This is a genomic window from Photobacterium sp. TY1-4 (genome assembly GCF_025398175.1).
Lineage (GTDB): Bacteria > Pseudomonadota > Gammaproteobacteria > Enterobacterales > Vibrionaceae > Photobacterium.
In genome coordinates this window covers 2,761,695-2,788,147 of sequence record NZ_CP099734.1, presented here as the reverse complement: position 1 = coordinate 2,788,147, position 26,453 = coordinate 2,761,695, and the positions used below count along the sequence as shown (strand labels likewise).

Below are 26,453 nucleotides of genomic sequence, written 5' to 3'. Positions count from 1 at the left end.
TGCCAGGCTTGGCGATGTTGCAGGCGATGACAGGGACAAAAAGCACGCAAAAAAAACGCCCCGGTCGTGACCGGGGCGTTTGGTGGACTCAGAAACCTGAAACTTATTTTGTCAGCGCTTCGCTGCCGTGCTCGCGGATTTTCGCCAGCATTGGCTTCACAACACGGGCATTACCGGCGACGATGTTGCCCGACGTCAGGTAGTTGGTGTTGCCGGTAAAGTCAGTACAGATAGCACCAGCTTCACGTGCAATGAGTTCACCTGCGGCCAGTTCCCAAGGCTTCTGACCCAGCTTGAAGACGCCGTCGACACGACCGGCAGCCAGGTAACACAGATCCAGTGCAGTTGAACCGCTCTGACGCATGTCATCACACTCGATGAACAGGGCGTTTTGGATCTTCATGAAGCTTTCGGTGTGTTGCTTGGCAGCATACGGCAGGCCGGTTGCCAGCGTGGTACCGGTCAGATCACGTGGCTGAGAAGCACGGATACGCTGGCTGTTCAGCTGAGCGCCGGAGCCACGGGTCGCAGTGAAGAGTTCGTTGCGTGAAGGATCGTACACGGCAGCAATCTCAGTACGGCCGCGCATACGCAGTGCAACTGAAATGGCATAGTGCGGGTAACCGCGCACGAAGTTTTTGGTGCCATCCACTGGGTCAATGATCCACTGGCATTCTTTATCTCTGCCTTCCCGAGTCCCGCTTTCTGCACCAATGATGCAGTGATCAGGGTATGACTTCAGGATAGTGTCGATAATAAAAGCTTCAGCTTCTTTATCGATGTTGGTAACGATATCACTTCCCTTGTTCGCGACTTCGATCGACTGAGGTTTTTCTAGAGATTTAATGACATGGTCACCAGCCTTTCGCACGGCGCGAATGGCGATGTTTAGCATCGGATGCATAGGATCTTCCCAACGGATGTTAAAGAACTAAAAAGCGGCGGCGAGTATAGCAGAGCTGGAACAAAAAGGAAGTGCTTATTTTTTGCCCGCTCCGGGGTGGGTGGCTTTCAATTGATATAATGTTTTTGCATGTTTTCTCCATTTTTTGGATGGCTGTGGTAAAATCCGTCCGCTTTAAGAATTAGTGGGTATGTGCGACACCATGTTAGAGAAAATCAGTGTTGTTTTAGTCGGGACCTCGCATCCGGGAAATATCGGTTCGGCTGCCCGGGCGATGAAAGTCATGGGATTAACCAACCTGGTCCTGGTGGATCCGGCGTGTGAAATCGACAGTAAGACCTATGCCCTGGCGGCAGGGGCTTCGGATGTCGTCGACAATGCCCGAATTGTCTCAACACTGGATGAAGCCATTGCCGATTGTGGCTTGGTGGTCGGCTCAAGTGCCCGCTCGCGGACGCTGGAATGGCCGCAGTTGGATCCGCGTGAGTGCGGGGTCAAGTCGATTGCAGAGGCCGCCAACCATCAGGTCGCGATCCTGTTCGGTCGCGAGCGAACCGGCCTGACCAATGAAGAATTGCAACGCTGCCACTGTCACGTCTATATCCCGGCCAACCCGGAATACAGCTCGCTGAATCTGGCCATGGCGGTCCAAACGGTCAGCTATGAAGTCCGGATGGCTTTTCTGGAGCAGCAAAAGCGAGGTCACACCACGGTCGTGGAAGACTACCCACGAGTCGATGAACTGGAGATGTTCTACCAGCATCTGGAAAAAGTGACCCGCCAGACCCGGTTCATCAATAAAAACCACCCGGGGATGGTGATGGCCAAGCTGCGCCGCCTGTTTACCCGCGCTCGGCCCGAGCAGCAGGAGTTGAATATTCTGCGGGGGATCTTATCCTCGGTAGAAAAATCGCTCGAGAATCAAGGTAAATAGACATATAAACCATATGGTTAAAAGCTTGACTGAAACGCTCGGGTAAATACTTGACCGTTTTAGTCAGGTATGCGACACTTCACCCATACATAGAAAGTGGGTAGCGGTGTGTTATGAGATTGACATCAAAAGGAAGATATGCGGTAACGGCCATGCTGGACGTTGCCCTGCATTCTCAAGATGGCCCGGTTCCTCTGGCTGACATTTCAGAGCGTCAGGGAATTTCGCTGTCTTATCTGGAACAGCTTTTTTCTCGCTTGCGTAAAGCTGGCCTGGTGGCCAGTGTTCGTGGTCCCGGTGGCGGTTACCGCCTGGGCGAAGACGCCAATGACATCGCCGTCGGCATGGTCATTGCGGCCGTGGATGAATCGGTCGATGCCACGAAGTGTCAGGGGAAAGGGGACTGTCAAGGCGGTGTTCGCTGCCTGACCCATACGCTGTGGCACGATCTGAGCGCCCGTATCAGCGGCTTTTTAAATAACATCACGCTTGGTGAGCTGATGAAAGACAATGATGTTCAGGAGATCTCTGATCGTCAGGATCAAATCCTGCACAAAACATCATTTGCTAAGAACAATACACACGACAGCGTCACAATCGGTGTCGATGTCCGCTCCTAGAGACTAGACGTCCGTATTTTCGGAGATGAAGATGAAACTGCCAATATATTTTGATTATTCCGCTACTTGCCCAGTCGACACCCGTGTTGCCGAGAAGATGATGCAATGCCTGACAATGGACGGTAACTTCGGTAACCCGGCTTCTCGTTCTCACCGCTTCGGCTGGCAGGCAGAGGAAGCAGTTGATACGGCACGTGAGCAAGTGGCCGACCTGCTGAATGCGGATCCGCGTGAGATCGTATTCACTTCAGGGGCGACAGAGTCGGACAACCTGGCGATCAAAGGTGCTGCCCATTTCTACGGCAAGCAAGGCAAGCACGTCATCACCTGTAAAACAGAACATAAGGCGGTACTGGACCCATGCCGTCAGCTGGAGCGCGAAGGCTACGAAGTCACGTACCTGGAGCCGGAATCCAACGGCTTAATCGATCTGGCCAAATTGCGTGATGCAATGCGTGAAGATACCGTGCTGGTTTCAATCATGCACGTGAACAACGAAATCGGTGTCATCCAGGACATTGCTGCCATTGGCGAGCTGTGCCGCGAGAAAAAAGTCATTTTCCACGTTGATGCTGCCCAATCTGCCGGTAAGCTGCCAATCGACGTGCAAGCCATGAAAGTGGATCTGATTTCCCTGTCTGGTCACAAGATGTACGGCCCGAAAGGGATCGGTGCCCTGTATGTCCGCCGTAAGCCGCGTATCCGTCTGGAAGCGCAAATGCACGGTGGTGGTCACGAGCGTGGATTCCGCTCGGGTACGCTGGCGACGCACCAGATCGTTGGTATGGGCGAAGCATGCCGCATTGCCAAAGAAGAAATGGATCAAGACTACCAGCACGCGCTGGCACTGCGAAATCGTCTGCTGGAAGGCGTGAAAGATATTGAAGCGATGACCGTGAACGGTGATCTGGAACAACGTCTGCCAAACAACCTGAACATCAGCTTCGCCTTCGTTGAAGGTGAGTCGCTGCTGATGGCCCTGAAAGATCTGGCGGTCTCTTCCGGTTCTGCCTGTACGTCTGCAAGCCTGGAGCCATCGTACGTGTTGCGTGCCCTGGGTCTGGATGACGAACTGGCGCACAGCTCGATTCGTTTCTCTTTCGGTCGTTTCACGACGGAAGAAGAAGTTGATTACGCCGTCTCGCAAATCCGCGGGGCAGTAGAGAAACTGCGTGAAATGTCTCCACTGTGGGATATGTATAAAGAAGGCATTGACCTGAACACGGTTGAGTGGGCGCACCACTAAGTCTCGCGGTCATCACATATTTGAGGAAATCATCATGGCATATAGTGAAAAGGTCATTGATCATTATGAGAATCCGCGTAACGTGGGCTCATTTGACAAAAACGACAAGAACGTCGGTAGCGGTATGGTCGGCGCACCAGCCTGTGGCGACGTGATGAAGCTGCAGATCAAAGTATCTGACGAAGGCATCATCGAAGATGCGAAGTTCAAAACCTACGGTTGTGGTTCCGCAATCGCATCCAGCTCCCTGATCACCGAGTGGGTGAAAGGCAAGAGCCTGGACGAAGCTGCGGCAATCAAAAACTCTGCGATTGCTGAAGAGCTGGAACTGCCTCCTGTGAAGGTTCACTGCTCGATTTTGGCAGAAGATGCGATCAAAGCTGCTGTGAACGATTACAAGAAGAAACACGAACAAAACTAATTTCGAGGTTGCTGTATGGCCATTACGATCACTGAAGCGGCGGCAAGTCGCGTAGCTACTTTCCTGGAAAACCGAGGTAAAGGCATCGGCCTGCGCTTGGGTGTGCGGACTTCAGGCTGCTCGGGAATGGCTTATGTCCTTGAATTCGTTGATGAACTGAACGAAGAAGATCAGGTGTTTGAACAAAGCGGCGTCAAAATCATCATTGACCCGAAGAGCCTGGTTTACCTCGACGGCACCGAGCTGGATTTCGCCAAAGAAGGGCTGAATGAAGGCTTTAAGTTTAACAACCCGAACGTTTCGAGCGAATGTGGTTGCGGTGAGAGCTTCAACGTCTAATCGCTGTTTCAATTGAGCCTGGCAGCTGCCGATACGCGTGGTTGTCAGGTTCGGTCTTTATAGATACCTGACGCGATATGAATCATTTCGAATTATTTGGGCTACCTTTCCAATTTCAGTTGGACGGTAGCCTTCTTTCAACTCGGTTCCGGGAACTGCAACGTCGTTTCCATCCTGACAATTTTGCGACGGCCTCTGAGCGGGATCGCCTGATGGCGGTTCAGAAAGCGGCGCAGATCAACGATGCCTTCCAAACGCTGAAAACACCGACGACACGTGCAGAATACATGTTGTCTGAGCGTGGGGTTGATATTCGCGGTGAGCAGCAAACCTTGCAGGATCCGGTGTTCCTGATGCAGCAGATGGAGCTGCGTGAAGCTTTGGAAGAGATCCCGGACGCTGCGGATCCGGAAAGCGCCCTGGCTGATTTTGAACAGCAGGCGACCGGGCTATACCTAGCCCAACTGGCGGAACTTGAGCAGCTACTGAATGATGAACAATGGGAGTCGGCTGCGGATGCCGTGCGTAAGCTGAAGTTTATTGATAAGCTGCGCCACGAAGTCGAGCTGCTTGAAGACAGCTTGTTTGACTGAATCCCGCTCCCAGCACCAATTTCACAGGAACGATAATGGCACTGTTACAGATTGCTGAACCAGGTCAAAGTGCAGCGCCGCACCAGCACAAGCTGGCGGTCGGCATCGATCTGGGGACTACAAACTCCCTCGTGGCTGCGGTACGCAGCGGCGTGGCGGAAACGCTGAACGACGAACACGGTGAGTCCATTTTGCCGTCAGTGGTTCACTACGGCGAAGCGGCGCTTCGGGTCGGGCAACCTGCCCGGGAGCTGGCCCAACAGGATCCGGAAAACACCATTTACTCGGTGAAGCGCATGATGGGTCGCTCGCTGGCGGATATCCAGCAGCGTTATCCGCAGCTGCCGTATCAATTCGAAGCGACCGACAACGGCCTGCCGCAACTGGTGACCCGTCAGGGGCTGGTGAATCCGGTTCAGGTGTCAGCCGAGATCCTGAAATCACTGAGTGAGCGTGCCAAGGAAACCTTGGGTGGCGATCTGGAAGGGGTGGTGATCACCGTCCCGGCATACTTTGACGACGCCCAGCGCGCCGGAACCAAAGATGCGGCCAAGCTGGCGAACCTGAATGTCCTGCGTCTGCTCAATGAGCCGACGGCTGCGGCGATTGCCTATGGCCTGGATTCGGGTCAGGAAGGGGTGATTGCCGTCTATGATCTAGGGGGCGGGACCTTTGATATTTCGATCCTGCGCCTGTCCAAAGGGGTATTTGAAGTGCTGGCGACCGGCGGTGATTCGGCCCTCGGCGGGGACGACTTCGACCATCTGCTGGCCGACTGGATTACCGAGCAGGCAGGCTGGTCCGGCAAACTGTCGGCGCAGGACTCCCGCGCGCTGCACAATGCCGCGACCGAAGCCAAAATTGCCCTGACCGATAGCGGTACCACGACGTTGGATGTGCTGGGCTGGCAAGGGGATCTGACCCGCGCGCAGTTCAATGACCTGATCCAGCCGCTGGTGAAGAAGACGCTGATGGCCTGTCGCCGGGCGATTAAAGATGCCGATGTCGCGCTGGATGAAGTGATCGAAACCGTGATGGTCGGTGGTTCTACCCGCGTGCCGCTGGTCCGCGAGCTGGTGGGCAACTATTTCGGTAAAACGCCGCTGACTTCGATCGATCCGGACAAAGTCGTCGCGATCGGGGCGGCAATCCAGGCCGATATTCTGGCTGGTAACAAGCCGGATACCGAAATGCTGCTGCTGGATGTGATCCCGCTGTCCCTGGGGATTGAAACCATGGGTGGCATGGTGGAGAAAATCATTCCGCGCAATACCACGATTCCGGTGGCCCGTGCGCAGGAATTTACCACCTTCAAAGATGGTCAGACTGCGATGTCGGTTCATGTGGTGCAAGGCGAGCGGGAAATGGTGGATGATTGTCGTTCACTGGCACGCTTTACCCTGCGTGGCATTCCGGCAATGGCCGCTGGCGCGGCGCATATCCGCGTGACCTACCAGGTTGATGCCGACGGTCTGTTGTCCGTCACGGCGATGGAAAAGAGCAGCGAAGTTCAGCAATCGATTCAGGTGAAACCGTCTTACGGCTTGACCGATGATGAAATCACCACCATGATCCGCGATTCCATGACCCATGCGCAGGAAGACAAAGATGCGCGTGCGCTGGCTGAGCAGCGGGTTGAAGCGGATCGGGTGCTGGAAGGGTTAATTTCTGCCCTGGCCGCAGATGGCGAGACACTGCTCTCGAAGGAAGAGCGTGACGCGCTGGAAGCGGTCATGATGGAATTGGTTCAGTTGCGTCAGGGTGATGATCCGCGCGCGATTGAAGAAGGTATAAAGAAAACAGATAAGGCAAGTCAGGAATTTGCGTCCCGCCGAATGGATCAGTCTATTCGTCAGGCCCTGGCCGGCCATTCGATTGATGAGGTTTAGGCATGCCTAAAATTGTTGTACTACCCCACGAAGAACTTTGCCCGGAAGGCGCGGTACTTGAAGCCAATCGTGGTGAAACCGTCCTGGATGTTGCGCTGAAAAACGGCATTGGTATTGAGCATGCGTGTGAAAAGTCATGCGCTTGTACCACGTGTCACGTCATCATCCGTGAAGGGTTTGATTCGCTGGAAGAAAGTGACGAGCTGGAAGATGATATGCTGGACAAAGCCTGGGGGCTGGAGCCTGAATCACGTCTGGGTTGTCAGGCGAAAGTTGCTGATGAAGACTTGGTGGTGGAGATCCCGCGTTACACCATCAACCTGGCATCTGAAAATCACTAAAACGTCTATGATTGCCTGTCTGCCCTGCTTAGGGCAGACAGGCGAGCTACAATAGAAGAACGGTGACGACAAACAGGTATCAACATGGGACTGAAATGGAGTGACTCACACGCGCTGGCCATCGAGCTGGCCGAGCAGTATCCGGACATCGACCCCCGAACCCTTCGTTTTACCGATCTGCGGGAGTGGATCCTCGCCCTCGAGCAATTCGACGACGACCCGCATCACTGCGGCGAGCGGGTGCTGGAAGCCGTGCAGCAATGCTGGATTGAAGAGGCGGACTAGTCGTGACGTCTTGCTTCGATCTTGCCCCATCTTTTACCCATCCTGCCCCAACCCCTCCAGACAATACGATCTTGCTCTTAGTCCTGATGTAAACAGCTTGTTTCTTTGACAATACCTAGGCAGAGTACCCATCATTCTGAATTTTTGTTTTTTTTTGAAATGATTAACCAGGTTCCAGGCAAACTTCGCAGAACATCGCATTTTGAAGTTGTTTGGGCAAAAGAGGCAGATCGATTGGTCTGCTTTGTTGTGATTGGGCTCGCCATTCCCTTGTAATACCTGACAACGCCCCCATAATCTCAGCTATATACGGTAACAGTGATGTCATCGTTTTGTTACTGCGTCTGCTTGGCGCGGGTGAAGTCAGCGTATCTGCTGGTGCGTCCGACAATAGGGTTTTGCCACACCGCAATGGACGGGTGGTGAAGCACAGAACTCAAGGAGTAATTCATGTCTGCCAATATGTTTGTTTTTCTTTCCCGGGAAGCTGCCGAAGAGAAGTGGGGCAACAATGCCCTGCTGACGTTTAACACCGAAGGCGCGGTCGTGCACCTGAACGGAAACCAACCGCTGATCGCTATCCAACGCGCCGGCCGCAAGCTGGACGGCCAGGGGATTAAGCAGGTGACATTGGCAGGTGAAGGCTGGGATTTGGGAGCGATTTGGGCATTCATCCAGGGTCATCGCAATGCCAAGCCAGGCAACGAAGTGAGCTGGAGCGGATTGAGCGAAGCCGATGAAGCAGAGCTGCAAGCGCGTCTGACCGCAACCGAGTGGGTCCGTGAGATCATCAACCAGCCGGCTGAAATTGTCCGTCCGTCACAACTGGCCGCTCGTGCCGGTGAATTCATCAAGTCGCTGGCGCCGGACCATGTCACGTACAAAATTATCAAAGGTAATGATCTGCTCGACGAAGGCTGGAACGGCACCCATACGGTCGGCCGTGGCTCTGAGCGTTCGCCGGCGATGCTGCGCCTGGACTATAACCCGACCGGTGATGCTAACGCACCGGTCCACACGTGCCTGGTCGGTAAAGGGATCACCTTTGACTCGGGCGGTTACAGCATGAAGCCGTCGGCCGGGATGTCGGCGATGAAAGCGGACATGGGCGGCTCAGCGCTGGCAACCGGTGGCCTGGCACTGGCCATTGCCCGTGGGACCAACAAGCGCATTAAGCTGATCCTGTGCTGTGCCGAGAACATGGTTTCGGGCAACGCGTTCAAACTGGGCGATATCATTACCTATAAAAACGGGACGACGGTTGAAATTCTCAATACCGACGCCGAAGGACGCCTGGTGCTGGCAGACGGCCTGATCTACGCCAGCGCGCAGAAACCGAAGCTGATCATTGACTGCGCCACCCTGACCGGCGCGGCGAAAAATGCCCTGGGCAACGACTATCATGCGCTGCTGAGCTTTGATCAGGCGCTGTCGCAAAAAGCCCTGAAGGCTGCGGCGGCCGAAAATGAAGGCCTGTGGCCGCTGCCGCTGGCAGAAAACCACCGCGAGATGATGCCATCGAGCTTTGCCGATCTGTCGAATGTCTCCATGGGTGACTTCATGCCGGGAGCCAGTACCGCCGCTGCATTCTTGTCGTACTTTGTCGACCATTACCAGCAAGGCTGGATGCACATTGATGCCAGCGGCACCTACCGCAAGAGCGGCAACGACATGTGGGGCACCGGAGCAACCGGGATGGGGGTACGGACCCTGGCCAATATCATTTGCCAGTAAGCGTCGAATCGACATGGAATCAATCGCAGGGCACCGTTCGCAGGCGGTGCCCTGCATCGAAACAAACAAGGGTAACCAATGTTAACAGTGCAACTTTCGGCGGAGCCGAGCAATGGCGTATGGGGCAGCAATGCGCTGATTTCTTATCAGGGCGAGCGCGCGACCATTCATTTCAGCGGTGATTTCCCGCTGCGTCGTATCCAGCAGGCAGCGCGTCAGCTACAGGCTCAGGGCGCGACCCAGGCGAGCCTGGAAGGCGAGGGGTGGAGCTACGAGCGCCAGTGGAGCTTTTACTGTGGTTTTGCCGCCACTTCAGTGCCGGTGACACTGAAGTGGGCATCAATTGACGAAGATGAACTGGAATTGCTCAATGCCCGTCGCCGCAGCAACGACTGGGTCCGTAAAGTGGTGAACGCCACCCCGGAAGAGATGTATCCGGAAAAACTGGCCGCGGAAGCGATTGAATATCTGGCTTCGATTGCCGGTGACAAGGTCAGTCACGAGCTGCTGATCGGCGAGCAATTGCTGGCACACGGTTGGATCGGGACCCACAGTGTGGGCCGCGCCAGTAGCCGTCCGCCGGTGATGCTGACCCTGGACTTCAACCCGACCGGCGACGCCGATGCCCCGGTCTCGGCTTGCCTGGTCGGTAAGGGAATTACCTTTGACTCGGGCGGCTACAGCCTCAAACCCAGTGCCGGTATGGTCACCATGAAGTGTGACATGGGCGGCGCAGCAACGGTTACGGCGGCGCTGGGCTATGCGATTGAGCAAGGTTTGCGTCAACGTGTGAAGTTGATCTTATGTTGTGCCGAAAACATGGTCGCCGGTAACGCTTACAAGCTGGGAGATGTGTTAACGTACAAGAACGGGTTGACCGTCGAAGTCGTCAACACGGATGCGGAAGGACGCCTGGTGCTGGCAGACGGCCTGATTGCGGCCAGTGAAACTCACGCGCCGTTGATCATCGACGCAGCGACCCTGACCGGGGCGGCTATGATGGCCGTCGGCACCGACTATAATGCGCTGTTCTCGATGGATCGTGAGCTGCTGTTTAAGGCGCAACAGTTGTCTGAGCTGGTCAATGAGCCGGCCTGGCCGCTGCCGCTGGAGAAATGGCACCAAGGCAACTGTCCGTCATACTACGCGGATACCGCGAACAGCCGGGCGCAGAAAGGCGGCGGCATGGGCGGTGCGTCGAACGCAGCCGCGTTCCTGTCCCGTTTTGTCGATACAGAGCAAAGCCGCTGGATCCACTTCGACCTGGCCTCTTGTTTCCGGGATGCACCGGACAGCCGCTGGGCGGCCGGGGCGACCGGTCTGGGTATTGCCAACATTGCGGCAATGCTGTTGTAATGGGGAAAGCAGGTCCTGACGGCCTGCTGACTCACCTGACAGTGATGAACTGATTCAAAGGAACAACAATAATGACAACTGAAAGAACACTCTCGATTATTAAGCCTGACGCTGTACAACGTGATTTGATTGGTGCGATTTACCAGCGCATTGAAACGGCTGGTCTGAAGATTGTGGCAGCGAAAATGCTGCATCTGGATGCGGCCAAAGCCCAGGGATTCTATGCCGAGCATGAAGGCAAGCCGTTCTACGACGGACTGGTTGAGTTCATGACCTCAGGGCCGGTGATGGTGCAGGTCCTGGAAGGGGATAATGCGATTGCCCGTTACCGTGAACTGATGGGGAAAACCAATCCAGAAGAAGCCGCGTGCGGGACTATCCGCGCCGATTATGCCGAGAGCATGCGCTTCAACTCCGTTCATGGCTCTGACAGCCCGACGTCAGCGGCACGCGAAATTGCGTATTTCTTTGCCGATGATGAAATTTGCCCGCGCGGCTAAGCGGGTGGCTGAAATTTAGTCGCAACAAGTGATTAACGGGAAGCCTTGGCTTCCCGTTTTATTTTCCTGCCGAAAACCGCCGCTTCGCTACAATAATCCTATACCAACCTGATTCACTAGATGGGCTGTTTTTTCATGAGAGAAAATGGCCAAATGCAAGACGGGAATTGCCGTAACTAGTGGCCCTAATTACAAAATTCCCAACGCAGCTGTGGGTTATGTTAGCCATGAAAAATGATCAGATATTGATTCAGGTTGGTATTCAGGTTAACAAGTGGAAACCGGGATGCAAAGGCTGTACAATTTCGCGCCTTGAATCGTCCTGTTCCATGCAACCCCCTACACTTGGTTGCCAAGGCGCATCAACAGTCATTTTTTAGTGAGGCAACAACCGATGACAACAGTCAAAACAAATCTGCTGGATTTCGATCGCAAGGGTTTGCGTCAGTATTTCGCCGACGAACTGGGCGAAAAAGCGTTCCGTGCTGATCAGGTAATGAAGTGGATTTATCATTTCGGTTGTGACGACTTCGACCAGATGACCAACATCAACAAGAAGCTGCGTGAGAAACTCAAGCGGGTGGCCGAAATTCGTGCGCCGTATGTCTCGGAAGCGCAGCACTCACAAGATGGCACCATCAAGTGGGCGATGCGTGTCGGTGATCAGGATGTTGAAACCGTGTATATCCCGGAAGATGATCGCGCCACCCTGTGTATCTCTTCCCAGGTTGGCTGTGCGCTGGACTGTAAATTCTGTTCAACCGCGCAGCAGGGCTTTAACCGTAACCTGCGGGTGTCGGAAATCATCGGCCAGGTATGGCGTGCTGCCAAAGAGATCGGGGTTGAGAAAGAAACCGGTCGCCGTCCGATCACCAACGTGGTGATGATGGGCATGGGTGAGCCGCTGCTGAATATGAAAAACCTGATCCCGGCGCTGGAACTGATGCTCGACGATCTGGGCTTTGGCCTGTCGAAGCGTCGCGTGACGGTCTCGACCTCCGGGGTTGTTTCCGGTCTGGATCAGATGACCGGCAAAATTGACGTGGCGCTGGCGATCTCTTTGCACGCACCGACGGATGAGCTTCGCTCCGAAATCATGCCGATCAATGATCGCTGGAATATTGATGACTTCCTGGCATCGGTGCGCAACTACATTGCTTCTTCCAATGCCAACCGCGGCCGGGTGACGGTGGAGTATATTCTGCTGGATCATGTCAACGACGACATGGAACACGCCCGTCAGCTGGCGCACACACTGCGTGATACCCCGGCCAAGATTAACCTGATCCCGTTCAACCCGTATCCGGGCTCGCCGTACAAGAAGCCGAGCAACTCGCGGATTGACCGCTTCATGAAAACTCTGATGGAGTACGACTTCACCGTGACCGTGCGCAAGACCCGTGGTGATGATATCGATGCGGCATGCGGACAATTGGTGGGAGATGTGATTGACCGCACGAAACGGACGCTGGCCAAACAGGCCAAAGGTGAACAAATCCCTGTTAAAGCAGTCTAATAGCCGTGCGCTTCGCAGGTAGAGATCCGGTAGTTGAGACCAAGTCCTAGAGACCCGGTCGCTTGGACCGGGCAGTGAAGCGCGTGGATATCAGATGGGGATGTTATGGTACGATGGATTGTGTACCCGTTATTGTGCGGTGTGCTGGCGAGCTGCGTCACGATTGATGAAACTGGAAGCCTGCAACGTGTTGATAACATTGAAGCTTCTGAGGCCAGGGTCACCCTTGGCCTGAATTATTTAAAAGCTGGGCAATGGCAGCGTGCCCGTGATAATCTTGAAAAAGCCCTCGACTTTGCACCGAACTATGATCGGGCTTTGGGCGCCATGGCCTATTATTATCAGCAGGTTGATGAGCCGGAGGCCGCAGAGGCGATGTATCGGCGGGCATTGCGTCAGTCGCCGAAAAACGGTGACATGCAGAATAACTACGGTGTGTTTTTGTGCAGCCAGCAACGCTATGATGAGGCGATTGCGGCATTTGAAAAAGCGCTGAAACAACCCGATTATCACCAGACTTCGGCCAGTTATGAAAATGCCGCGTTTTGCAGCCTGAAAAACGGCGCCGGGCAACAGGCCAGGGATTACTTTCACAAAGCTCTGGCGTACGATCCATATCGTCCGAAGTCTATTTTGCAGCTGGCACGGCTGGAGATGGATGCGCAGAATGTGAAAGAAGCGCGTGCCAGACTGTTAAAGTTTAATCAGCGATACGGTTACCAGGCAGACAGTTTGTGGCTGCTGTACCAGCTTGAACTTCAAGCGGGTCGCCCGGACACGGCGGCGCAGTATGTTGAACTGCTTGGGCAGAAGTATCCAAACTCACAGCAATATCAAAAATATCTAGCCAATGAATACTGAACAGAACGAAGAGATCTCAACAGAGGAAGTCATTCGCCCGGGGGATATGCTACGTCAGGCGCGTGAGCAGCTTGGTTATTCACAGAAGGATATTGCCAGCCGGTTGAGGCTGCGCCTCTCGGTGATCAATGACATTGAAGACAATAAGTTTGAACAATCGCAACTGGCCACGTTTACACGTGGCTATGTGCGTTCTTATGCCAAATTTGTTGGCCTGGATGAGCGAGAAGTCTTAGCGCGTCTGGATCAGGAAGGGCATGCCCAGCCTGAAAACCATGAAATGCAGAGCTTTTCCCGCCGGACAAAGCGCGAAGCCCATGACAATCGCATTATGCGCCTGACCTGGGCCCTGGCGATTGTGTTTATCGGCATGACGGGGGTTTGGTGGTGGCAGAGCCTGCAAATGGAACCGGATGCCCTGGAATATGCTGAGCAGCAGACCCAGCCGCTGGATGAGAGCCTGGCCGGTGCCAATGGCGAGGGCAGCCTTGATGCTGAAATGGCCGGGATCGACTACGAAGAGCCGGTGTTGACGGAGACGGGAAGCGCCTCGGATCTGATGGCTTCTGAAGCCGTCACTCAGGTTGAAGAGCCGGCGCCGGTCACCAGTTTTGATGCGCCGTCGATGCCGGTGATCGCCGACGGCGATGCCGGGGACCTGGCTGATGCTCAGGCGGTAACCGCCGCGCAAGAAGCCGAGCCGGCACGGGTGATTGAAGCGATCACTGCCGATCTGCAGCTCACCTTCAGTGGTGATTGCTGGATCGATATCCGGGATGCCAATGGCAAGCGACTGGAAACCGGGATTAAGAAATCCGGCGATGTGCTGAATTTAGAAGGCGCAGAACCCTATAAGCTGGTGCTAGGTGCGCCAAGTGTTGTTAAAATTAGCTATAAAGGTGAGCCGGTTGATCTGAGTCAGTACCCGGCCGGAAAAGTCGCGCGATTCAAGCTGCCGCAGTAAACAGAGTGAATGTAATGCATAACGAGTCTCCAATTAAACGTCGCCAGTCTACCCGGATCTATGTCGGGAATGTTCCGATTGGCGATGGTGCCCCTATTGCTGTTCAGTCGATGACCAATACGCGTACAACGGATGTCGACGCGACGGTTGCGCAGATCAAAGCGCTGGAAACGGTGGGGGCCGATATTGTTCGTGTCTCCGTGCCGACCATGGACGCGGCCGAAGCGTTCAAGCTGATCAAGCAACAGGTCAATGTCCCGCTGGTGGCGGATATTCATTTTGACTACCGAATTGCGCTGAAAGTGGCGGAATACGGCGTCGATTGCCTACGGATCAACCCGGGCAACATCGGCCGTGAAGATCGGATCCGTGCCGTGGTTGACTGCGCGCGTGACACCAACATCCCAATCCGGATTGGGGTCAACGGCGGCTCGCTGGAAAAAGATCTCCAGCAGAAATACGGTGAGCCGACGCCGGATGCACTGGTTGAATCGGCGCTGCGTCATGTCGAAATTTTAGACCGTCTCAACTTTGACCAGTTCAAGGTGAGTGTGAAAGCGTCGGATGTGTTCCTGGCGGTGGAATCCTACCGCAAGCTGGCACAGCAGATTCAGCAACCGCTGCACCTCGGGATCACCGAGGCCGGTGGTGCCCGCGCCGGAGCGGTGAAGTCTGCGGTCGGCCTGGGCATGCTGCTGGCAGAAGGCATTGGTGATACGTTGCGTGTATCCCTGGCCGCTGATCCGGTCGAAGAGATCAAAGTCGGGTTTGATATTCTGAAATCGCTGCGCATTCGCTCGCGCGGGATCAATTTCATTGCCTGCCCGACTTGCTCCCGTCAGGAGTTTGATGTGATCGGGACGGTCAACGAGCTGGAAGAACGGCTGGAAGATATCACGGTCCCGATGGATGTATCGGTGATTGGTTGTGTCGTCAACGGCCCGGGCGAAGCGGAAGTGTCGCATATGGGCATCGCCGGCGGTAACCGCAAGAGTGCCTTCTATGAAGATGGCGTTCGTCAGAAAGAGCGGTTCGACAACGACAATGTGATTGATCAGCTCGAAACAAAAATCCGTGCTAAGGCTGCGATGCTCGATCTGAACAATCGCATCCAGATTACGGAAAAATAGAGAAATACCCGAAATCACACCCTGAACCCGGGGTGTGGTTTCTTATTTCCGCAAGAACCTATATATTCAACTCCATTCCCCATCGGTTAACGAGAATCAACGTGGCGAAACAAATTCAAGCTATTCGAGGCATGAACGACTGCCTCCCATCGCAATCTCCGCTTTGGCAAAAAGTGGAAACTACCATCAAACAAGTTGTGAGCGCATACGGCTACAGCGAAGTCCGGATGCCGATCGTTGAGTCGACCCATTTGTTTAGTCGGGCCATCGGTGAAGTGACGGATGTAGTTGAAAAGGAAATGTACACCTTTGACGACCGCAATGGTGACAGTCTGACCCTGCGTCCGGAAGGCACAGCCGGTTGTGTTCGTTCAGGGATCCAGAACGGTCTGCTGTACAACCAGGAGCAGCGTCTGTGGTACACCGGCCCGATGTTCCGCCATGAGCGTCCGCAGAAAGGCCGCTACCGCCAGTTCCACCAGTTTGGGGTGGAAGTGTTCGGTCTGAACGGTCCGGATGTCGATGCGGAGCTGATCATGATGACGGCGCGCATGTGGCGTGAGCTGGGGATCGATAAACATGTTCGCCTGGAGCTGAACTCGATTGGTTCACTGGAAGCGCGTGCCAACTACCGTCAGGCCCTGGTGACCTTCCTTGAGCAATATGTCGAGGTGCTGGATGACGACTGTAAACGTCGTATGCACACCAACCCGCTGCGCGTGCTGGATACCAAGAACATGGCGATTCAGGAAATTCTGCGCGATGCACCGAAGCTGTCTGATTACCTGGACGAAGAATCTAAGCAACATTTTGCCGGATTGTGTGAACTATTAGACGCTGCGGGTATCGAATACCAAGTAAATGAACGTCTTGTGCGTGGTTTGGATTATTATAACCGCACCGTATTTGAGTGGATCACCGAGAGCCTGGGTTCCCAGGGCACGGTTTGTGGTGGTGGCCGCTACGATGGTCTGGTCGAGCAACTGGGCGGTAAAGCGACTCCGGCCGTCGGGTTTGCCATGGGCCTGGAGCGTCTGGTACTGATGATGGAGACCCTGGAGCTGACCGATGTACGTCGTCCGGTGGATGTGTACATGGTCACCGCGGGTGAAGGCACCATGATGGCCGGTATGAAACTGGCTGAGACGCTGCGTGAACTGGTTCCGGGCCTGCGCGTGATGACGCACTTTGGCGGCGGGAACTTCAAGAAGCAGTTCAAGCGTGCAGACAATGTCGGTGCGGCAGTGGCGCTGGTACTGGGCGAGAATGAAATTGCCGCTCACAGCGTGGTGGTGAAAGATCTGCGGGGTGGCGAGCAAATCACCATGTCACAGGACGAAGTGGCAGCGAAGCTGGCAGAATTGATTTAAGAGAGGACAGGAAGTGGACGTCAACATCACAGAAGAACAGCAGGTCGAACAGATCAAAGCATGGTGGAAAGAGAACGGTAAAGCCGTGATCCTCGGTGCCGTTATTGGTCTGGGTGGCCTGTGGGGCTGGCGCTACTATCAAGGTGAAATTCAGGCCGCGAAAGAGCAGGCTTCGGAAGCCTACACGCAGGCAATCACCAGCCTGGAAAGCAACCCTGAAACCAGCGTTGCCCTGGTTCAGGCGTTTATCACTGAACATGAAGGCAGCCAATATTCCGTGCTGGCGGCCCTTCAGCTGGCCAAATCTCTGGTTGACCTGGAGAAACTGGATGCAGCGGCCGAGCAACTGAGCTGGGTGATTGCCCATACTCAGGATGAAGCCATTCTGCCGATTGCCCAGACGCGTCTGGCCCGCGTGCACGCCCAAATGGGGCAACATGATGCGGCGCTGGCCGAGCTGGATAAAGTGACGGCGCAAGGCTGGCTGGCGAAAGTGGCTGAGCTACGTGGCGATATCCTGCTGGAGAAAGGGGATACTACCGCTGCTCGCGAAGCTTACGTTCAGTCACAGCAGCTGGGCGCATCACCGGCACTGCAGATCAAACTTGACGATCTGGCACAGTAAAGGTTGAGACGTATGCAGAAGGTATGGAAGCAAGCCGTCTCAGTTGTCCTGGCGACCGCATTACTGGCGGGTTGTGCCGGTGAGGAAGATACTATTCAGATGGCCCCGTTGCCGAAGGTTGAGAGTGCTTTCACACCGCAGTCACTCTGGTCACAGTCTGTCGGAGAAGGGGTGGGACACTATTTCTCCGTCCTGAAACCTGCCGTGGGTTACGGCAAGGTGTTCGCTGCAGACCGCGACGGTGTCGTGAAAGCGCTGGACCCGGCAGACGGCAGTGTGCTCTGGGAGCAGGATCTGGAAGCGGATGTGACCGCCAAACTGGCTGGCGGGATTTCCCTCTCTTACGGCAAGCTGTTTATCGGCTCTGAAAACGGGGAAGTCATTGCCCTGGATGAAGAGACGGGCGAGATCGCCTGGCGCACACCAGTTGAAGGTGAAGTGCTGGCGAAACCGCTGGTCGATGAAGGGTTGGTGGTCGTCAATACGGGGCGCGGCGTGTTGCAGGCCCTGGATGCGGATACCGGCAAACCGGCCTGGCAACTGAGTAGCGAAGTCCCGAACCTGACCCTGCGTGGTGATAGCGCCCCGGTCTCGATCTCCGGCGGGATTTTCTGGGGGCAGGCCAATGGCCGTCTGGCAGGTGCGCTGATGAACACCGGTCAGATGCTGTGGCAACAGCCGATCGGCTCGCCGAAAGGCGGAACCGAGATCGATCGCCTGGTGGATGTTGATGCTTCGCCGGTGATTGCCGGCGATCGTCTGTACGCCGTGGGCTATAACGGCAACCTGGTGTCGATTGAACTGCGGACCGGGCAGGCCGCCTGGAAACGCAGCTATTCTTCGGCCAAAGATTTTGTGATTGACGGCAGCCAGCTGTATCTGGTGACCGAGCAGGATCATGTGGTGGCGGTGGATATCCGCAGCGGCACGGAACTGTGGCAGAATCCGGATCTGGAATACCGACTGCTCAGTGCGCCGGCGTTGATCAACGGCTATGTGGTGTTGGGCGACAGTGAAGGCTATCTGCACTGGCTGGATCCGATGAGCGGTGAGTTTGTTGCCCAGCAGCAGACCGATGGCAGTGGTATTGCCGTCCCGCCGGTTGTTCTGGAAGATGGCTATCTGGTGATCACCCGTGACGGCCGAATGAACAAAATGCAAATGCCTTAAATTGCCGCTATAATACGCGCCAGAATAAATGCCGGCTCCTGCTGTGGTCTACAGTCAGGAGCCGTTATCGTTATATCCATTCCCTATATTATTGTCGGATGAAGGGGGCCAAAAGGCCGCTGGAGGCAAGAATGAATGGAAGAATATGTCATTAAGACTATGAAAAGTAAGAGGTAGTTATGATTCCTGTTGTTGCCCTTGTCGGGCGCCCGAATGTGGGTAAATCGACGCTATTTAACCGTCTTACCCGGACTAGGGATGCGCTGGTTGCAGATTTTCCTGGCCTAACAAGGGATCGTAAGTACGGTAAAGCTGAGCTCGAAGAGCACGAATTTATTGTGATCGATACCGGCGGTATCGACGGCACCGAAGATGGTGTGGAAACTAAAATGGCAGAGCAATCGCTGGCTGCGATTGAAGAAGCAGACGTGGTGCTGTTTCTGGTCGATGGTCGCGCCGGTCTGACGGCCGCGGATGAAGCGATTGCCAAGCACCTGCGCAGCCGTGACAAGCCGACGTTCCTGGTGGTGAACAAGATCGACGGGATTGATGCCGACAGTGCCAGTGCCGAGTTCTGGCAACTGGGGATGGATGCCATGTACCAGATCGCCGCAGCCCAGAACCGTGGCGTGACGGCGCTAATGGAGCGCGCACTGGCGCCGTTTGCCGAAACGCTGAAGGCACAGGCCGGTGACGGGGATGAAATTGCAATCGAAGATCTGACTTCGGTTGAAGATATCGAGAAAGCCAACCTGTCGGAAGCGGATGCGGAAGCGGCTTACAAGCGTCTGCAGGAGCAACCGATCAAGATGGCGATTATCGGCCGTCCGAATGTCGGTAAATCGACCCTGACCAACCGCATCCTGGGTGAAGAGCGCGTGGTCGTATACGATATGCCGGGAACCACCCGTGACTCGATTTACATTCCGATGGAGCGTGAAGGGCAGGAGTATGTCCTGATCGATACCGCCGGGATCCGCCGCCGTAAGAATATGCACCAGGCGGTTGAGAAGTTCTCGGTGATCCAGACCCTGAAAGCGATTGAAGATGCCAACGTGGTGCTGATGGTGATTGATGCACGGGAGAATATCTCGGATCAGGACCTGAGCCTGCTGGGCTTTGCGCTGAATGCCGGTCGTTCACTGGTGATTGCGGTCAACAAGTGGGACGGTCTGGATAACGAAGTCAAAGAGCGGGTGAAATCAGAACTTGACCGCCGTCTGGGCTTTGTTGATTTTGCCCGGATCCACTTTATTTCGGCGCTGCACGGCACTGGTGTCGGCCACCTGTATGAGTCGGTGAAGGAAGCTTACCAGTCTGCAACCAAGCGGATCAGCACATCCATGCTGACGCGTATCATGCAGATGGCGCAGGACGATCACCAGCCGCCGATGGTGCGTGGTCGCCGGGTGAAACTGAAGTACGCTCACGCCGGGGGCTATAACCCGCCGATCATCGTGGTCCACGGTAACCTGGTGCATGAGCTGCCGGGCTCGTACAAGCGGTATCTGATGAACTATTACCGTAAGTCGCTGGAAATGATGGGGACACCAATCCGGATTCAGTTCCAGAGCAGCGAGAACCCGTTCGAAGGCAAGAAGCAAAAACTGACCATTTCTCAGGAACGTCAACGCAAGCGTTTGACCACGGCCCTGAAGAACCGAGACAAATAATTGTATCCCGGTATGAAAACCCAGCTTCGGCTGGGTTTTTTATACCCAAAATTCGAGACTATTTAGAGGAGAATGCATGTTTCCCGTGACCGCAACCCACGTCCTGTTTGCCGATCATCAAACACAGGCTCCGGCGATCCTGCAAGTTTGTGTTGCCGCCACTTCTGGCGGTACCTGGCTGGTCACTGATCAGACCCCGTTTCATCCGGTAAGCCATATCTGGCCGGATCATCCGGCAGATCGGGGCACGTGTGACATCGCCGGGGTGGCTTATCCGGTGATCGGCTGTTATACCGGCGCCGTTGAGCTGGCCTCCGGTCAGCTGTTTGTCGATCAGGCGATCCCGGTCAAGCGCAATGAGCCGGGTTGGGTGTTTGTGGTGGTGCACCAGATCGCTGAAACCGTAACAGCCCAGCCGGGTGAGTCGGCGTTGCTGCAGGTGGATGTGACCTACCAGCAGGCCCTGAGCCGGGGTCACAGCGCCGGCCATTTGTCATCTCTGGCCCTGAATCAGGTGCTCCACCAAGACTTCTGGCGTAAAGATGCCTCGCGCAAAGACGAGCTCGGCCATTATGACTTTCACGGCTATGCGCAGACGCAAAGCCGGGTCACTGAAGATTGCAGTACCGATACCTACCGCCTCGGCAAGACCCTGCGTAAGCGCGGTCTCAATAGCGCCGATCTGATCCAGCAACTGGATGCCGTCGCTGAGCGGGTCAATGTGTTGCTGGAAACCTGGCGGCAAGGCGGCGCGGCGGTCACGATGCGTTGCGAAGGTCCGGCTCTGACGGATTCGCGCTACTGGCAATGTGAGCTGATCCCGGGGAGCCTGATCACTATCCCTTGCGGCGGCACGCATGTGCGTTCGTTGGCGGATTATGCCCGTATCACGGTCAGTTTTGAGCTCAAGGAAGAGCAGGAGTTGGTGATGATCACCAGAACGGCAGCCGCTGATGAAGCCTGACTCCCTTCTGCGGACCGAGAGAAACCCGAATTTTATCGAGGCGAGCAGTCCGGAAATGTTGGGGTTTTCCGGTTCAGAACCACTGGTTTTTAGGGTTGATCTGATTTTAGGTCCTGCTTGATCTTGAGCATTTGACCGGAAGTGCAAGGTTATTATTCTGTCTGAAATCCAAAAACAGAATATGTAACTTATGCTTTCGGGGTGTGTATTGATAAATGTTCTTTTGGATGCAGATCGCTGATCACAATGGCTTTTGAAGTTGATCAACCGATTCGCGAAGGATCAGCTTACCCGAAAATAAGCGGACAGGGCTGATCGGTTCGCCCTGAACCAAGCGCAATGCCTGCTCGACGGCAGCCTGCGCCATGGCTTCGATCGGCAGCATGATGGTCGTCAGGCTAGGGATGAGATAGGCACCGGCCGGATCGTTATCAAACCCCAGCACGGAAATCTGCTCAGGTACTCGGAAACCGGCTTCATGCAGTGCGCGGATCGCCCCCATGGCCATGTTGTCATTGGCGGCAAACAGCGCGCTGAATTCACAGCCGCTGGCCAGTAAACGCTGGCAGGCCTGATAACCACTGGCAGTGAAGTAATTGCCGTGTTCGACGGCTACTGGACTGAGCTGGTGGCGGGCGAGGGTGTCCTGAAATCCCTGCAGCCGCAGCCGGGAGTTCGAGGAATCCGGCGGCCCGCTGATGCAGGCGATGTGCCGGTGCCCCTGAGCAATCAACAACTCGGCTGCTTCACTGGCGGCCTCGTATTGCCCGAAACAGACGCATTGGGCCTCAAAGCCTTCGACCATTTGGTTCATCACCACCAAAGGCACCGACAGGGTGGTGATGAGCTGCTTTAATTGATCCATCGGCATTTGCCGGGTGTAGAGAATGACCGCATCGACCTGACGCTCTACCAGGCTGGTAATGGCCTGCAGCTCAGATGCCTGGCTGTGACCGCCATCCATAATCATCAGTTGCTTGCCGGCCTGGTTCGCGGTCGCGGAGGCCTGTTGCAGCAGGCTGCTGAAATAGGCCCCTTCGAAGGCAGACACCACCAGTCCCAGCGTATGGGTCCGCTTGCTGGCCAAGGCCCGGGCTAGGCTATTGGGCTTGTAGCTCAGTGTCTGCATCGCCTGATAGACCGCTTCCGCCGTCGCGGGTTTGACCTGCCCGGTATGATTGATCACCCGGGAGACGGTGGCTTTGGAGACACCGGCCAGTTTACAGACGTCGTTAATAGTTGCCATGAATGGATCGTTTCCTGCTGAAAAGACGGAGGTAAAGGCTGACGGAAGAACCTGTGTGCCTATTGTCCGCGAAGATCATTGGGCAGATCAACCCGGATCCGCCTGAGAATCAGTCATTGCGCTTCAACGTTAGCGACCGCAAAATTGTCGTCAGGGGCCAAGGCCTGTGCTTGTGATGCGAACTGCATGGCTGGCCTGAGACGCGCTGCATGATGAAAGGAGAGAAGTTTATGCATGAGAATACCTGCCCAAGCTGCCAGCTCCCGCTAAGCTGGAAAGAGAACGGATATTACTGTGATCACTGTCGCCACCCGGTGCGGAAGCGGGCATTTTGCCCGGACTGTGAGCAGGAGCTGGAGAAGTTGAATGCCTGCGGGGCGGCCAGCTATTTCTGTCCACAGTGTCATGAACTCAAATCGAAATCCCGGGTACGGATTTGTTTTGAGCTGACCTGAATTGAAGTGCTCTGAATTGAGCTGTTCTGTGTATTTCCCGACTGTTGGTGGGTTGAATGTTCTTGATTTTTGTTGATAATGATTATCATTAAATTATCAAGGAAAGGATGATGGTTATGGTTTCAGCGGCGCCGCTATTGCAGGTCAGTCATTTGTCTGTGTCATTTACCATGGAAGATGAAACCGTTGCTGCGGTGAAAGATATTTCATTTCAGCTTGAGAAGGGCCAGACGTTGGCTTTGGTCGGGGAGTCCGGCTCCGGTAAGTCCGTTTCTTCCAGCAGCATCATGGGCCTGTTGCCGGCCAATGCGACGATTGCACCCGGGAGTTCGGTTCGTTTTCAGCAACAAGAATTGCTCACGCTGAGCGAAAAGCAGTTGCGACGGGTACGGGGTGATCGGATCGCGATGATTTTCCAGGAGCCGATGACTTCGCTCAATCCGTACATGTCCGTCGGCGAGCAGGTTGCGGAAGCTATTATGTGCCACCGTAAAGTCAACCGGAAGCGCGCAATGGCTGAAACAATTGCGCTGTTTGAGAAAGTGCAGCTTCCGGATCCGGCTAAGCGACTCGGTCATTACCCACATGAGTTCTCCGGCGGCCAGTTGCAGCGGATCATGATTGCCATGGCGCTCGCCAACAAGCCGGACATTCTGATTGCCGATGAACCGACCACGGCGCTGGATGTGACCGTCCAGGCTGAAGTGCTCAAGCTGCTGAAAGACATTCAGGCAGAAATGGGGATGGCGATTTTGTTTATCACCCATGATCTGGGCGTGGTGAAGCACTTTGCTGACGATGTCGTCGTGATGTGCAAAGGCGAAGTGGTTGAAACCGGCAGCGTCCAGCAGATTTTTGAACAGCCCCGCCACAGCTATACCAAGATGCTGCTTGATGCCGAGCCGAAAGCCCATGGTCCGGCCAATGCAGCCCCGGCCGAAGCTGTGCTGACGGCCGAAGATGTCCGGGTGCGTTATGTGCTGAAAACCAACTGGCTCGGGCAGGAAACAGAGTACCTTGATGCGGTGAAAGGGATCAGCCTGACGGTACGCCCCGGCCAGACAGTCGGCATCGTTGGCGAATCCGGCTCCGGCAAGTCGACGCTGGGAAGGGCGCTGATGCAGCTGTTGCCCTCGAGCGGCCGGATTGCGTTTGAAGGCAAAAACATTCAGGCGATGAGCAAGCAGGAGCGCTATGCCCTGAAGCAGAACATGCAGATGGTCTTTCAGGATCCGTACGGCTCGCTGTCGCCGCGGATGACCATCGGAGAAATTATCACCGAGCCGCTGACGGTCTTTACCAGCCTAACCAGGTCGGAGCGGATGCAGCGTGCCCGTCAGGCGCTGGAAGAAGTGCGGTTGGATCCCCACTGCATCAACCGTTATCCGCATGAATTTTCCGGCGGCCAGCGCCAGCGGATTGCGATTGCCCGGGCGCTGATTATGGAGCCGAAGTTTATTCTGCTCGACGAGCCGACCTCAGCGCTGGATCGCTCAGTACAGCTCACGGTGCTCGAGCTGCTGAAAGATATCCAGCAGCGTCATAACATCGGGTATTTATTTATCAGCCATGATTTGTCGGTGATCCGGGCGATCTCCGATGAAGTGATTGTGATGCAGCGCGGCGAGGTGGTTGAGCGGGGCACGGCGCAGCAAGTGTTCGATGCACCGCAACAGCCGTATACTCAGCGCCTGATTGATGCCTGTATGCTGATTGATGAAGCCGCCTGAATCAGGCGATTTGTCTGTAACATTCAGGAAAAGACAAAAACGCCGCAATTGCGGCGTTTTTTGATCGGGAACTTTTTGCTCGGGAGCCTTTTGTTCGGGAACGCTGCGGTTAAGACTCACTGACCACCGAGCGGATCTCGCCGTCGGCGACCCGGGTGTGGAGGCGCTCGCCGGCCTGAACCTGGCTGGCTGAACGGATCACCTGCCCCTGCTCGTTACGAGTGATCGAGTAACCGCGTCCGAGGGTCGCCAGCGGACTGACGGTCTCCAGTTTTTCTGCCAGCATGCTCAGGCGGTGGCCGGCATTGAGCAAACGACGGTCCATGGCATCATGTAACCGGCGTTGGGTTTGTTCCAGACGGCTGGCTTGTTGGGCCAGGGTTTGTGCCGGAGAGTGCAGTGCCAACTTGTATTCGTTGCGATGCAGGTGCTGCTGGTGGTTGCTGAGCATCTGGCGCATTGCCCGCTCCATCCGGCTGGCCAGCTCGTCAAGGAGCTGTTGCTGCTGGTTGAGCTGGACCTGCGGGTGCTGGCGATCGAGCCGGTGCTGCAAATTAATCAGCCGGGCCTGATGTGCGGTCAGATAATGGCGCAGGGCGTGACGGAGCTGTTGCTTCCGTTGGCTGATCTGCTGCGTCTGATGGGCCATATCGCGGCTGATCAGCTCAGCGGCGGCTGATGGGGTCGGCGCACGGACATCGGCGACAAAGTCGGCGATGGTGACATCCACTTCGTGGCCAACGGCACTGACAATCGGGATCTGGCTGGCGACGATGGTGCGGGCAACGATTTCTTCGTTAAAGGCCCACAAATCCTCCAGCGAGCCGCCGCCACGCCCGACAATCAGCACATCACATTCCTGGCGGGCATTGGCCCGGCCGATCGCCTGGGCGATCGAAATGGCCGCCCCGTCGCCCTGGACCAGGGTCGGGTAGATCACCACCGGCAGGCTGGGATCGCGTCGTTTCAGCACGTTGAGAATATCATGCAGGGCCGCCCCGGTTTTCGAGGTCACGATCCCGACCCGGCGCGGTTGCTCGGGCAGGGGCTGTTTGAGTGACTGGGCAAGCAGTCCTTCGGCGGCCAGCGAGAGTTTCAGTTGCTCAAACTGCTGTTGCAGTCGGCCGTCCCCTTCGGGCTGCATGCTCTCGATGATCAGCTGGTAATCCCCACGCGGCTCGTACAGCGACAGGCGGGCTTTGACCAGCACCTGGGTTCCGTTTGCCGGTTTAAACGTCACGCGGCGGTTGTTGCCGCGGAACATGGCGCATTTCACCTGGGCACGGGAATCTTTCAGGGTAAAGTACCAATGGCCTGAAACCGGCATCGACAGGTTGGATAATTCACCGATCAGCCAGACGACGCCCATTTCATTTTCCAGGATCAGACGAACCTGGGCATTGAGGCTGGAAACGGTATAAATGCGATCATTGGATTGGGTCTGTGGGGCGAACATCGTCACGAAGCAAGACACCTGTAATCGGAGGATGACGGCGCGGGAAAAAGGTCGAAAAATCAACAGGCAGATCACTGGACAGATCTTGACCGTTATTGAGAGACCGTAGCACCGGAAACTTAACCGAAATA

At 55.4% G+C, this 26,453-nt stretch carries 26 protein-coding genes; 23 read left to right on the top strand and 3 right to left on the bottom strand.

Annotated elements, in window-relative coordinates:
- Positions 1–103 precede the first annotated feature (103 nt).
- Positions 104–904: an inositol-1-monophosphatase gene (gene suhB / locus NH461_RS13060; protein WP_261600772.1), complete on the bottom strand. Its 801-nt coding sequence runs from the start codon at positions 902–904 to the stop codon at positions 104–106.
- Between the two features lie 202 nt (positions 905–1,106).
- Between suhB and trmJ the strand changes: the two genes are divergently transcribed.
- The 21 genes from trmJ to NH461_RS12955 all read left to right on the top strand — a co-directional run bounded on the left by trmJ (position 1,107) and on the right by NH461_RS12955 (position 21,435).
- Positions 1,107–1,838, top strand: a complete 732-nt coding sequence (gene trmJ, locus NH461_RS13055) for a tRNA (cytosine(32)/uridine(32)-2'-O)-methyltransferase TrmJ (RefSeq protein ID WP_261600771.1) — start codon at positions 1,107–1,109, stop codon at positions 1,836–1,838.
- A 113-nt stretch (positions 1,839–1,951) separates the two neighbouring features.
- Entirely contained in the window at positions 1,952–2,458 is a 507-nt protein-coding gene (iscR, locus tag NH461_RS13050) for a Fe-S cluster assembly transcriptional regulator IscR (RefSeq protein WP_261600770.1), read from the top strand.
- A 31-nt stretch (positions 2,459–2,489) separates the two neighbouring features.
- Positions 2,490–3,704 carry an IscS subfamily cysteine desulfurase gene (locus tag NH461_RS13045; RefSeq protein WP_261600769.1) on the top strand — a complete coding sequence of 405 codons (1,215 nt, stop codon included), beginning with the start codon at positions 2,490–2,492 and terminating at the stop codon, positions 3,702–3,704.
- A gap of 34 nt (positions 3,705–3,738) precedes the next feature.
- A complete protein-coding gene (gene iscU / locus NH461_RS13040) occupies positions 3,739–4,125 on the top strand; it encodes a Fe-S cluster assembly scaffold IscU (protein ID WP_261600768.1) in 387 nt (128 codons plus the stop codon).
- Between the two features lie 15 nt (positions 4,126–4,140).
- Entirely contained in the window at positions 4,141–4,464 is a 324-nt protein-coding gene (iscA, locus tag NH461_RS13035; RefSeq protein WP_261600767.1) for an iron-sulfur cluster assembly protein IscA, read from the top strand.
- Between the two features lie 77 nt (positions 4,465–4,541).
- Positions 4,542–5,057, top strand: coding sequence for a co-chaperone HscB (hscB, locus tag NH461_RS13030; protein WP_261600766.1), 516 nt, complete (start codon positions 4,542–4,544; stop codon positions 5,055–5,057).
- Positions 5,058–5,092: 35 nt separating this feature from the next.
- Positions 5,093–6,946, top strand: coding sequence for a Fe-S protein assembly chaperone HscA (gene hscA, locus NH461_RS13025; protein WP_261600765.1), 1,854 nt, complete (start codon positions 5,093–5,095; stop codon positions 6,944–6,946).
- Between the two features lie 2 nt (positions 6,947–6,948).
- Positions 6,949–7,287, top strand: coding sequence for an ISC system 2Fe-2S type ferredoxin (gene fdx, locus NH461_RS13020; RefSeq protein ID WP_261600764.1), 339 nt, complete (start codon positions 6,949–6,951; stop codon positions 7,285–7,287).
- Between the two features lie 84 nt (positions 7,288–7,371).
- On the top strand, positions 7,372–7,572 hold the full coding sequence (gene iscX, locus NH461_RS13015; protein ID WP_261600763.1) for a Fe-S cluster assembly protein IscX: 201 nt from the start codon (positions 7,372–7,374) through the stop codon (positions 7,570–7,572).
- Positions 7,573–8,022: 450 nt separating this feature from the next.
- Positions 8,023–9,306 (top strand): aminopeptidase PepB, encoded by a 1,284-nt coding sequence (gene pepB, locus NH461_RS13010; protein WP_261600762.1) that lies wholly within the window; start codon positions 8,023–8,025, stop codon positions 9,304–9,306.
- A gap of 78 nt (positions 9,307–9,384) precedes the next feature.
- Positions 9,385–10,662: an aminopeptidase PepB gene (pepB, locus tag NH461_RS13005; RefSeq protein ID WP_261600761.1), complete on the top strand. Its 1,278-nt coding sequence runs from the start codon at positions 9,385–9,387 to the stop codon at positions 10,660–10,662.
- A 71-nt stretch (positions 10,663–10,733) separates the two neighbouring features.
- Positions 10,734–11,162: a nucleoside-diphosphate kinase gene (gene ndk, locus NH461_RS13000; protein WP_261600760.1), complete on the top strand. Its 429-nt coding sequence runs from the start codon at positions 10,734–10,736 to the stop codon at positions 11,160–11,162.
- 394 nt (positions 11,163–11,556) lie between these two features.
- On the top strand, positions 11,557–12,678 hold the full coding sequence (locus NH461_RS12995; RefSeq protein WP_261600759.1) for a bifunctional tRNA (adenosine(37)-C2)-methyltransferase TrmG/ribosomal RNA large subunit methyltransferase RlmN: 1,122 nt from the start codon (positions 11,557–11,559) through the stop codon (positions 12,676–12,678).
- Between the two features lie 105 nt (positions 12,679–12,783).
- Entirely contained in the window at positions 12,784–13,539 is a 756-nt protein-coding gene (gene pilW / locus NH461_RS12990) for a type IV pilus biogenesis/stability protein PilW (RefSeq protein WP_261600758.1), read from the top strand.
- Positions 13,529–14,503 (top strand): cytoskeleton protein RodZ, encoded by a 975-nt coding sequence (gene rodZ, locus NH461_RS12985; RefSeq protein ID WP_261600757.1) that lies wholly within the window; start codon positions 13,529–13,531, stop codon positions 14,501–14,503. Before pilW ends, rodZ begins: the two co-directional genes overlap by 11 nt.
- A gap of 14 nt (positions 14,504–14,517) precedes the next feature.
- Positions 14,518–15,633: a flavodoxin-dependent (E)-4-hydroxy-3-methylbut-2-enyl-diphosphate synthase gene (ispG, locus tag NH461_RS12980; RefSeq protein WP_261600756.1), complete on the top strand. Its 1,116-nt coding sequence runs from the start codon at positions 14,518–14,520 to the stop codon at positions 15,631–15,633.
- Positions 15,634–15,734: 101 nt separating this feature from the next.
- Positions 15,735–17,003, top strand: a complete 1,269-nt coding sequence (hisS, locus tag NH461_RS12975; protein WP_261600755.1) for a histidine--tRNA ligase — start codon at positions 15,735–15,737, stop codon at positions 17,001–17,003.
- Positions 17,004–17,016: 13 nt separating this feature from the next.
- Positions 17,017–17,628: a YfgM family protein gene (locus NH461_RS12970; protein WP_261600754.1), complete on the top strand. Its 612-nt coding sequence runs from the start codon at positions 17,017–17,019 to the stop codon at positions 17,626–17,628.
- 12 nt (positions 17,629–17,640) lie between these two features.
- Positions 17,641–18,798 (top strand): outer membrane protein assembly factor BamB, encoded by a 1,158-nt coding sequence (gene bamB / locus NH461_RS12965; protein WP_261600753.1) that lies wholly within the window; start codon positions 17,641–17,643, stop codon positions 18,796–18,798.
- Between the two features lie 179 nt (positions 18,799–18,977).
- A complete protein-coding gene (gene der, locus NH461_RS12960; protein ID WP_261600752.1) occupies positions 18,978–20,471 on the top strand; it encodes a ribosome biogenesis GTPase Der in 1,494 nt (497 codons plus the stop codon).
- Positions 20,472–20,547: 76 nt separating this feature from the next.
- Positions 20,548–21,435 carry an alanyl-tRNA editing protein gene (locus NH461_RS12955; protein WP_261600751.1) on the top strand — a complete coding sequence of 296 codons (888 nt, stop codon included), beginning with the start codon at positions 20,548–20,550 and terminating at the stop codon, positions 21,433–21,435.
- Between the two features lie 241 nt (positions 21,436–21,676).
- Here the strand turns inward: NH461_RS12955 and NH461_RS12950 are convergent, their stop codons facing one another.
- Entirely contained in the window at positions 21,677–22,681 is a 1,005-nt protein-coding gene (locus tag NH461_RS12950; RefSeq protein ID WP_261600750.1) for a LacI family DNA-binding transcriptional regulator, read from the bottom strand.
- A 230-nt stretch (positions 22,682–22,911) separates the two neighbouring features.
- Between NH461_RS12950 and NH461_RS12945 the strand changes: the two genes are divergently transcribed.
- Both NH461_RS12945 and NH461_RS12940 read left to right on the top strand, forming a co-directional pair.
- A complete protein-coding gene (locus NH461_RS12945; protein ID WP_261600749.1) occupies positions 22,912–23,136 on the top strand; it encodes a zinc ribbon domain-containing protein in 225 nt (74 codons plus the stop codon).
- 116 nt (positions 23,137–23,252) lie between these two features.
- Positions 23,253–24,866, top strand: a complete 1,614-nt coding sequence (locus NH461_RS12940) for an ABC transporter ATP-binding protein (RefSeq protein WP_261602908.1) — start codon at positions 23,253–23,255, stop codon at positions 24,864–24,866.
- A gap of 109 nt (positions 24,867–24,975) precedes the next feature.
- Here NH461_RS12940 and xseA read toward each other — a convergent pair whose 3' ends face one another.
- Positions 24,976–26,328: an exodeoxyribonuclease VII large subunit gene (gene xseA, locus NH461_RS12935; RefSeq protein ID WP_410000080.1), complete on the bottom strand. Its 1,353-nt coding sequence runs from the start codon at positions 26,326–26,328 to the stop codon at positions 24,976–24,978.
- Between the last annotated feature and the right edge of the window lie 125 nt (positions 26,329–26,453).

Excerpts from the sequence above, each read along its gene's own strand:
- suhB (WP_261600772.1), bottom strand. The coding sequence starts at position 904 with ATGCATCCGATGCTAAACATCGCCATTCGCGCCGTGCGAAAGGCTGGT.
- trmJ (WP_261600771.1), top strand. The coding sequence starts at position 1,107 with ATGTTAGAGAAAATCAGTGTTGTTTTAGTCGGGACCTCGCATCCGGGA.
- iscR (WP_261600770.1), top strand. The coding sequence starts at position 1,952 with ATGAGATTGACATCAAAAGGAAGATATGCGGTAACGGCCATGCTGGAC.
- NH461_RS13045 (WP_261600769.1), top strand. The coding sequence starts at position 2,490 with ATGAAACTGCCAATATATTTTGATTATTCCGCTACTTGCCCAGTCGAC.
- iscU (WP_261600768.1), top strand. The coding sequence starts at position 3,739 with ATGGCATATAGTGAAAAGGTCATTGATCATTATGAGAATCCGCGTAAC.
- iscA (WP_261600767.1), top strand. The coding sequence starts at position 4,141 with ATGGCCATTACGATCACTGAAGCGGCGGCAAGTCGCGTAGCTACTTTC.
- hscB (WP_261600766.1), top strand. The coding sequence starts at position 4,542 with ATGAATCATTTCGAATTATTTGGGCTACCTTTCCAATTTCAGTTGGAC.
- hscA (WP_261600765.1), top strand. The coding sequence starts at position 5,093 with ATGGCACTGTTACAGATTGCTGAACCAGGTCAAAGTGCAGCGCCGCAC.
- fdx (WP_261600764.1), top strand. The coding sequence starts at position 6,949 with ATGCCTAAAATTGTTGTACTACCCCACGAAGAACTTTGCCCGGAAGGC.
- iscX (WP_261600763.1), top strand. The coding sequence starts at position 7,372 with ATGGGACTGAAATGGAGTGACTCACACGCGCTGGCCATCGAGCTGGCC.
- pepB (WP_261600762.1), top strand. The coding sequence starts at position 8,023 with ATGTCTGCCAATATGTTTGTTTTTCTTTCCCGGGAAGCTGCCGAAGAG.
- pepB (WP_261600761.1), top strand. The coding sequence starts at position 9,385 with ATGTTAACAGTGCAACTTTCGGCGGAGCCGAGCAATGGCGTATGGGGC.
- ndk (WP_261600760.1), top strand. The coding sequence starts at position 10,734 with ATGACAACTGAAAGAACACTCTCGATTATTAAGCCTGACGCTGTACAA.
- NH461_RS12995 (WP_261600759.1), top strand. The coding sequence starts at position 11,557 with ATGACAACAGTCAAAACAAATCTGCTGGATTTCGATCGCAAGGGTTTG.
- pilW (WP_261600758.1), top strand. The coding sequence starts at position 12,784 with ATGGTACGATGGATTGTGTACCCGTTATTGTGCGGTGTGCTGGCGAGC.
- rodZ (WP_261600757.1), top strand. The coding sequence starts at position 13,529 with ATGAATACTGAACAGAACGAAGAGATCTCAACAGAGGAAGTCATTCGC.
- ispG (WP_261600756.1), top strand. The coding sequence starts at position 14,518 with ATGCATAACGAGTCTCCAATTAAACGTCGCCAGTCTACCCGGATCTAT.
- bamB (WP_261600753.1), top strand. The coding sequence starts at position 17,641 with ATGCAGAAGGTATGGAAGCAAGCCGTCTCAGTTGTCCTGGCGACCGCA.
- der (WP_261600752.1), top strand. The coding sequence starts at position 18,978 with ATGATTCCTGTTGTTGCCCTTGTCGGGCGCCCGAATGTGGGTAAATCG.
- NH461_RS12955 (WP_261600751.1), top strand. The coding sequence starts at position 20,548 with ATGTTTCCCGTGACCGCAACCCACGTCCTGTTTGCCGATCATCAAACA.
- NH461_RS12950 (WP_261600750.1), bottom strand. The coding sequence starts at position 22,681 with ATGGCAACTATTAACGACGTCTGTAAACTGGCCGGTGTCTCCAAAGCC.
- NH461_RS12945 (WP_261600749.1), top strand. The coding sequence starts at position 22,912 with ATGCATGAGAATACCTGCCCAAGCTGCCAGCTCCCGCTAAGCTGGAAA.
- NH461_RS12940 (WP_261602908.1), top strand. The coding sequence starts at position 23,253 with ATGGTTTCAGCGGCGCCGCTATTGCAGGTCAGTCATTTGTCTGTGTCA.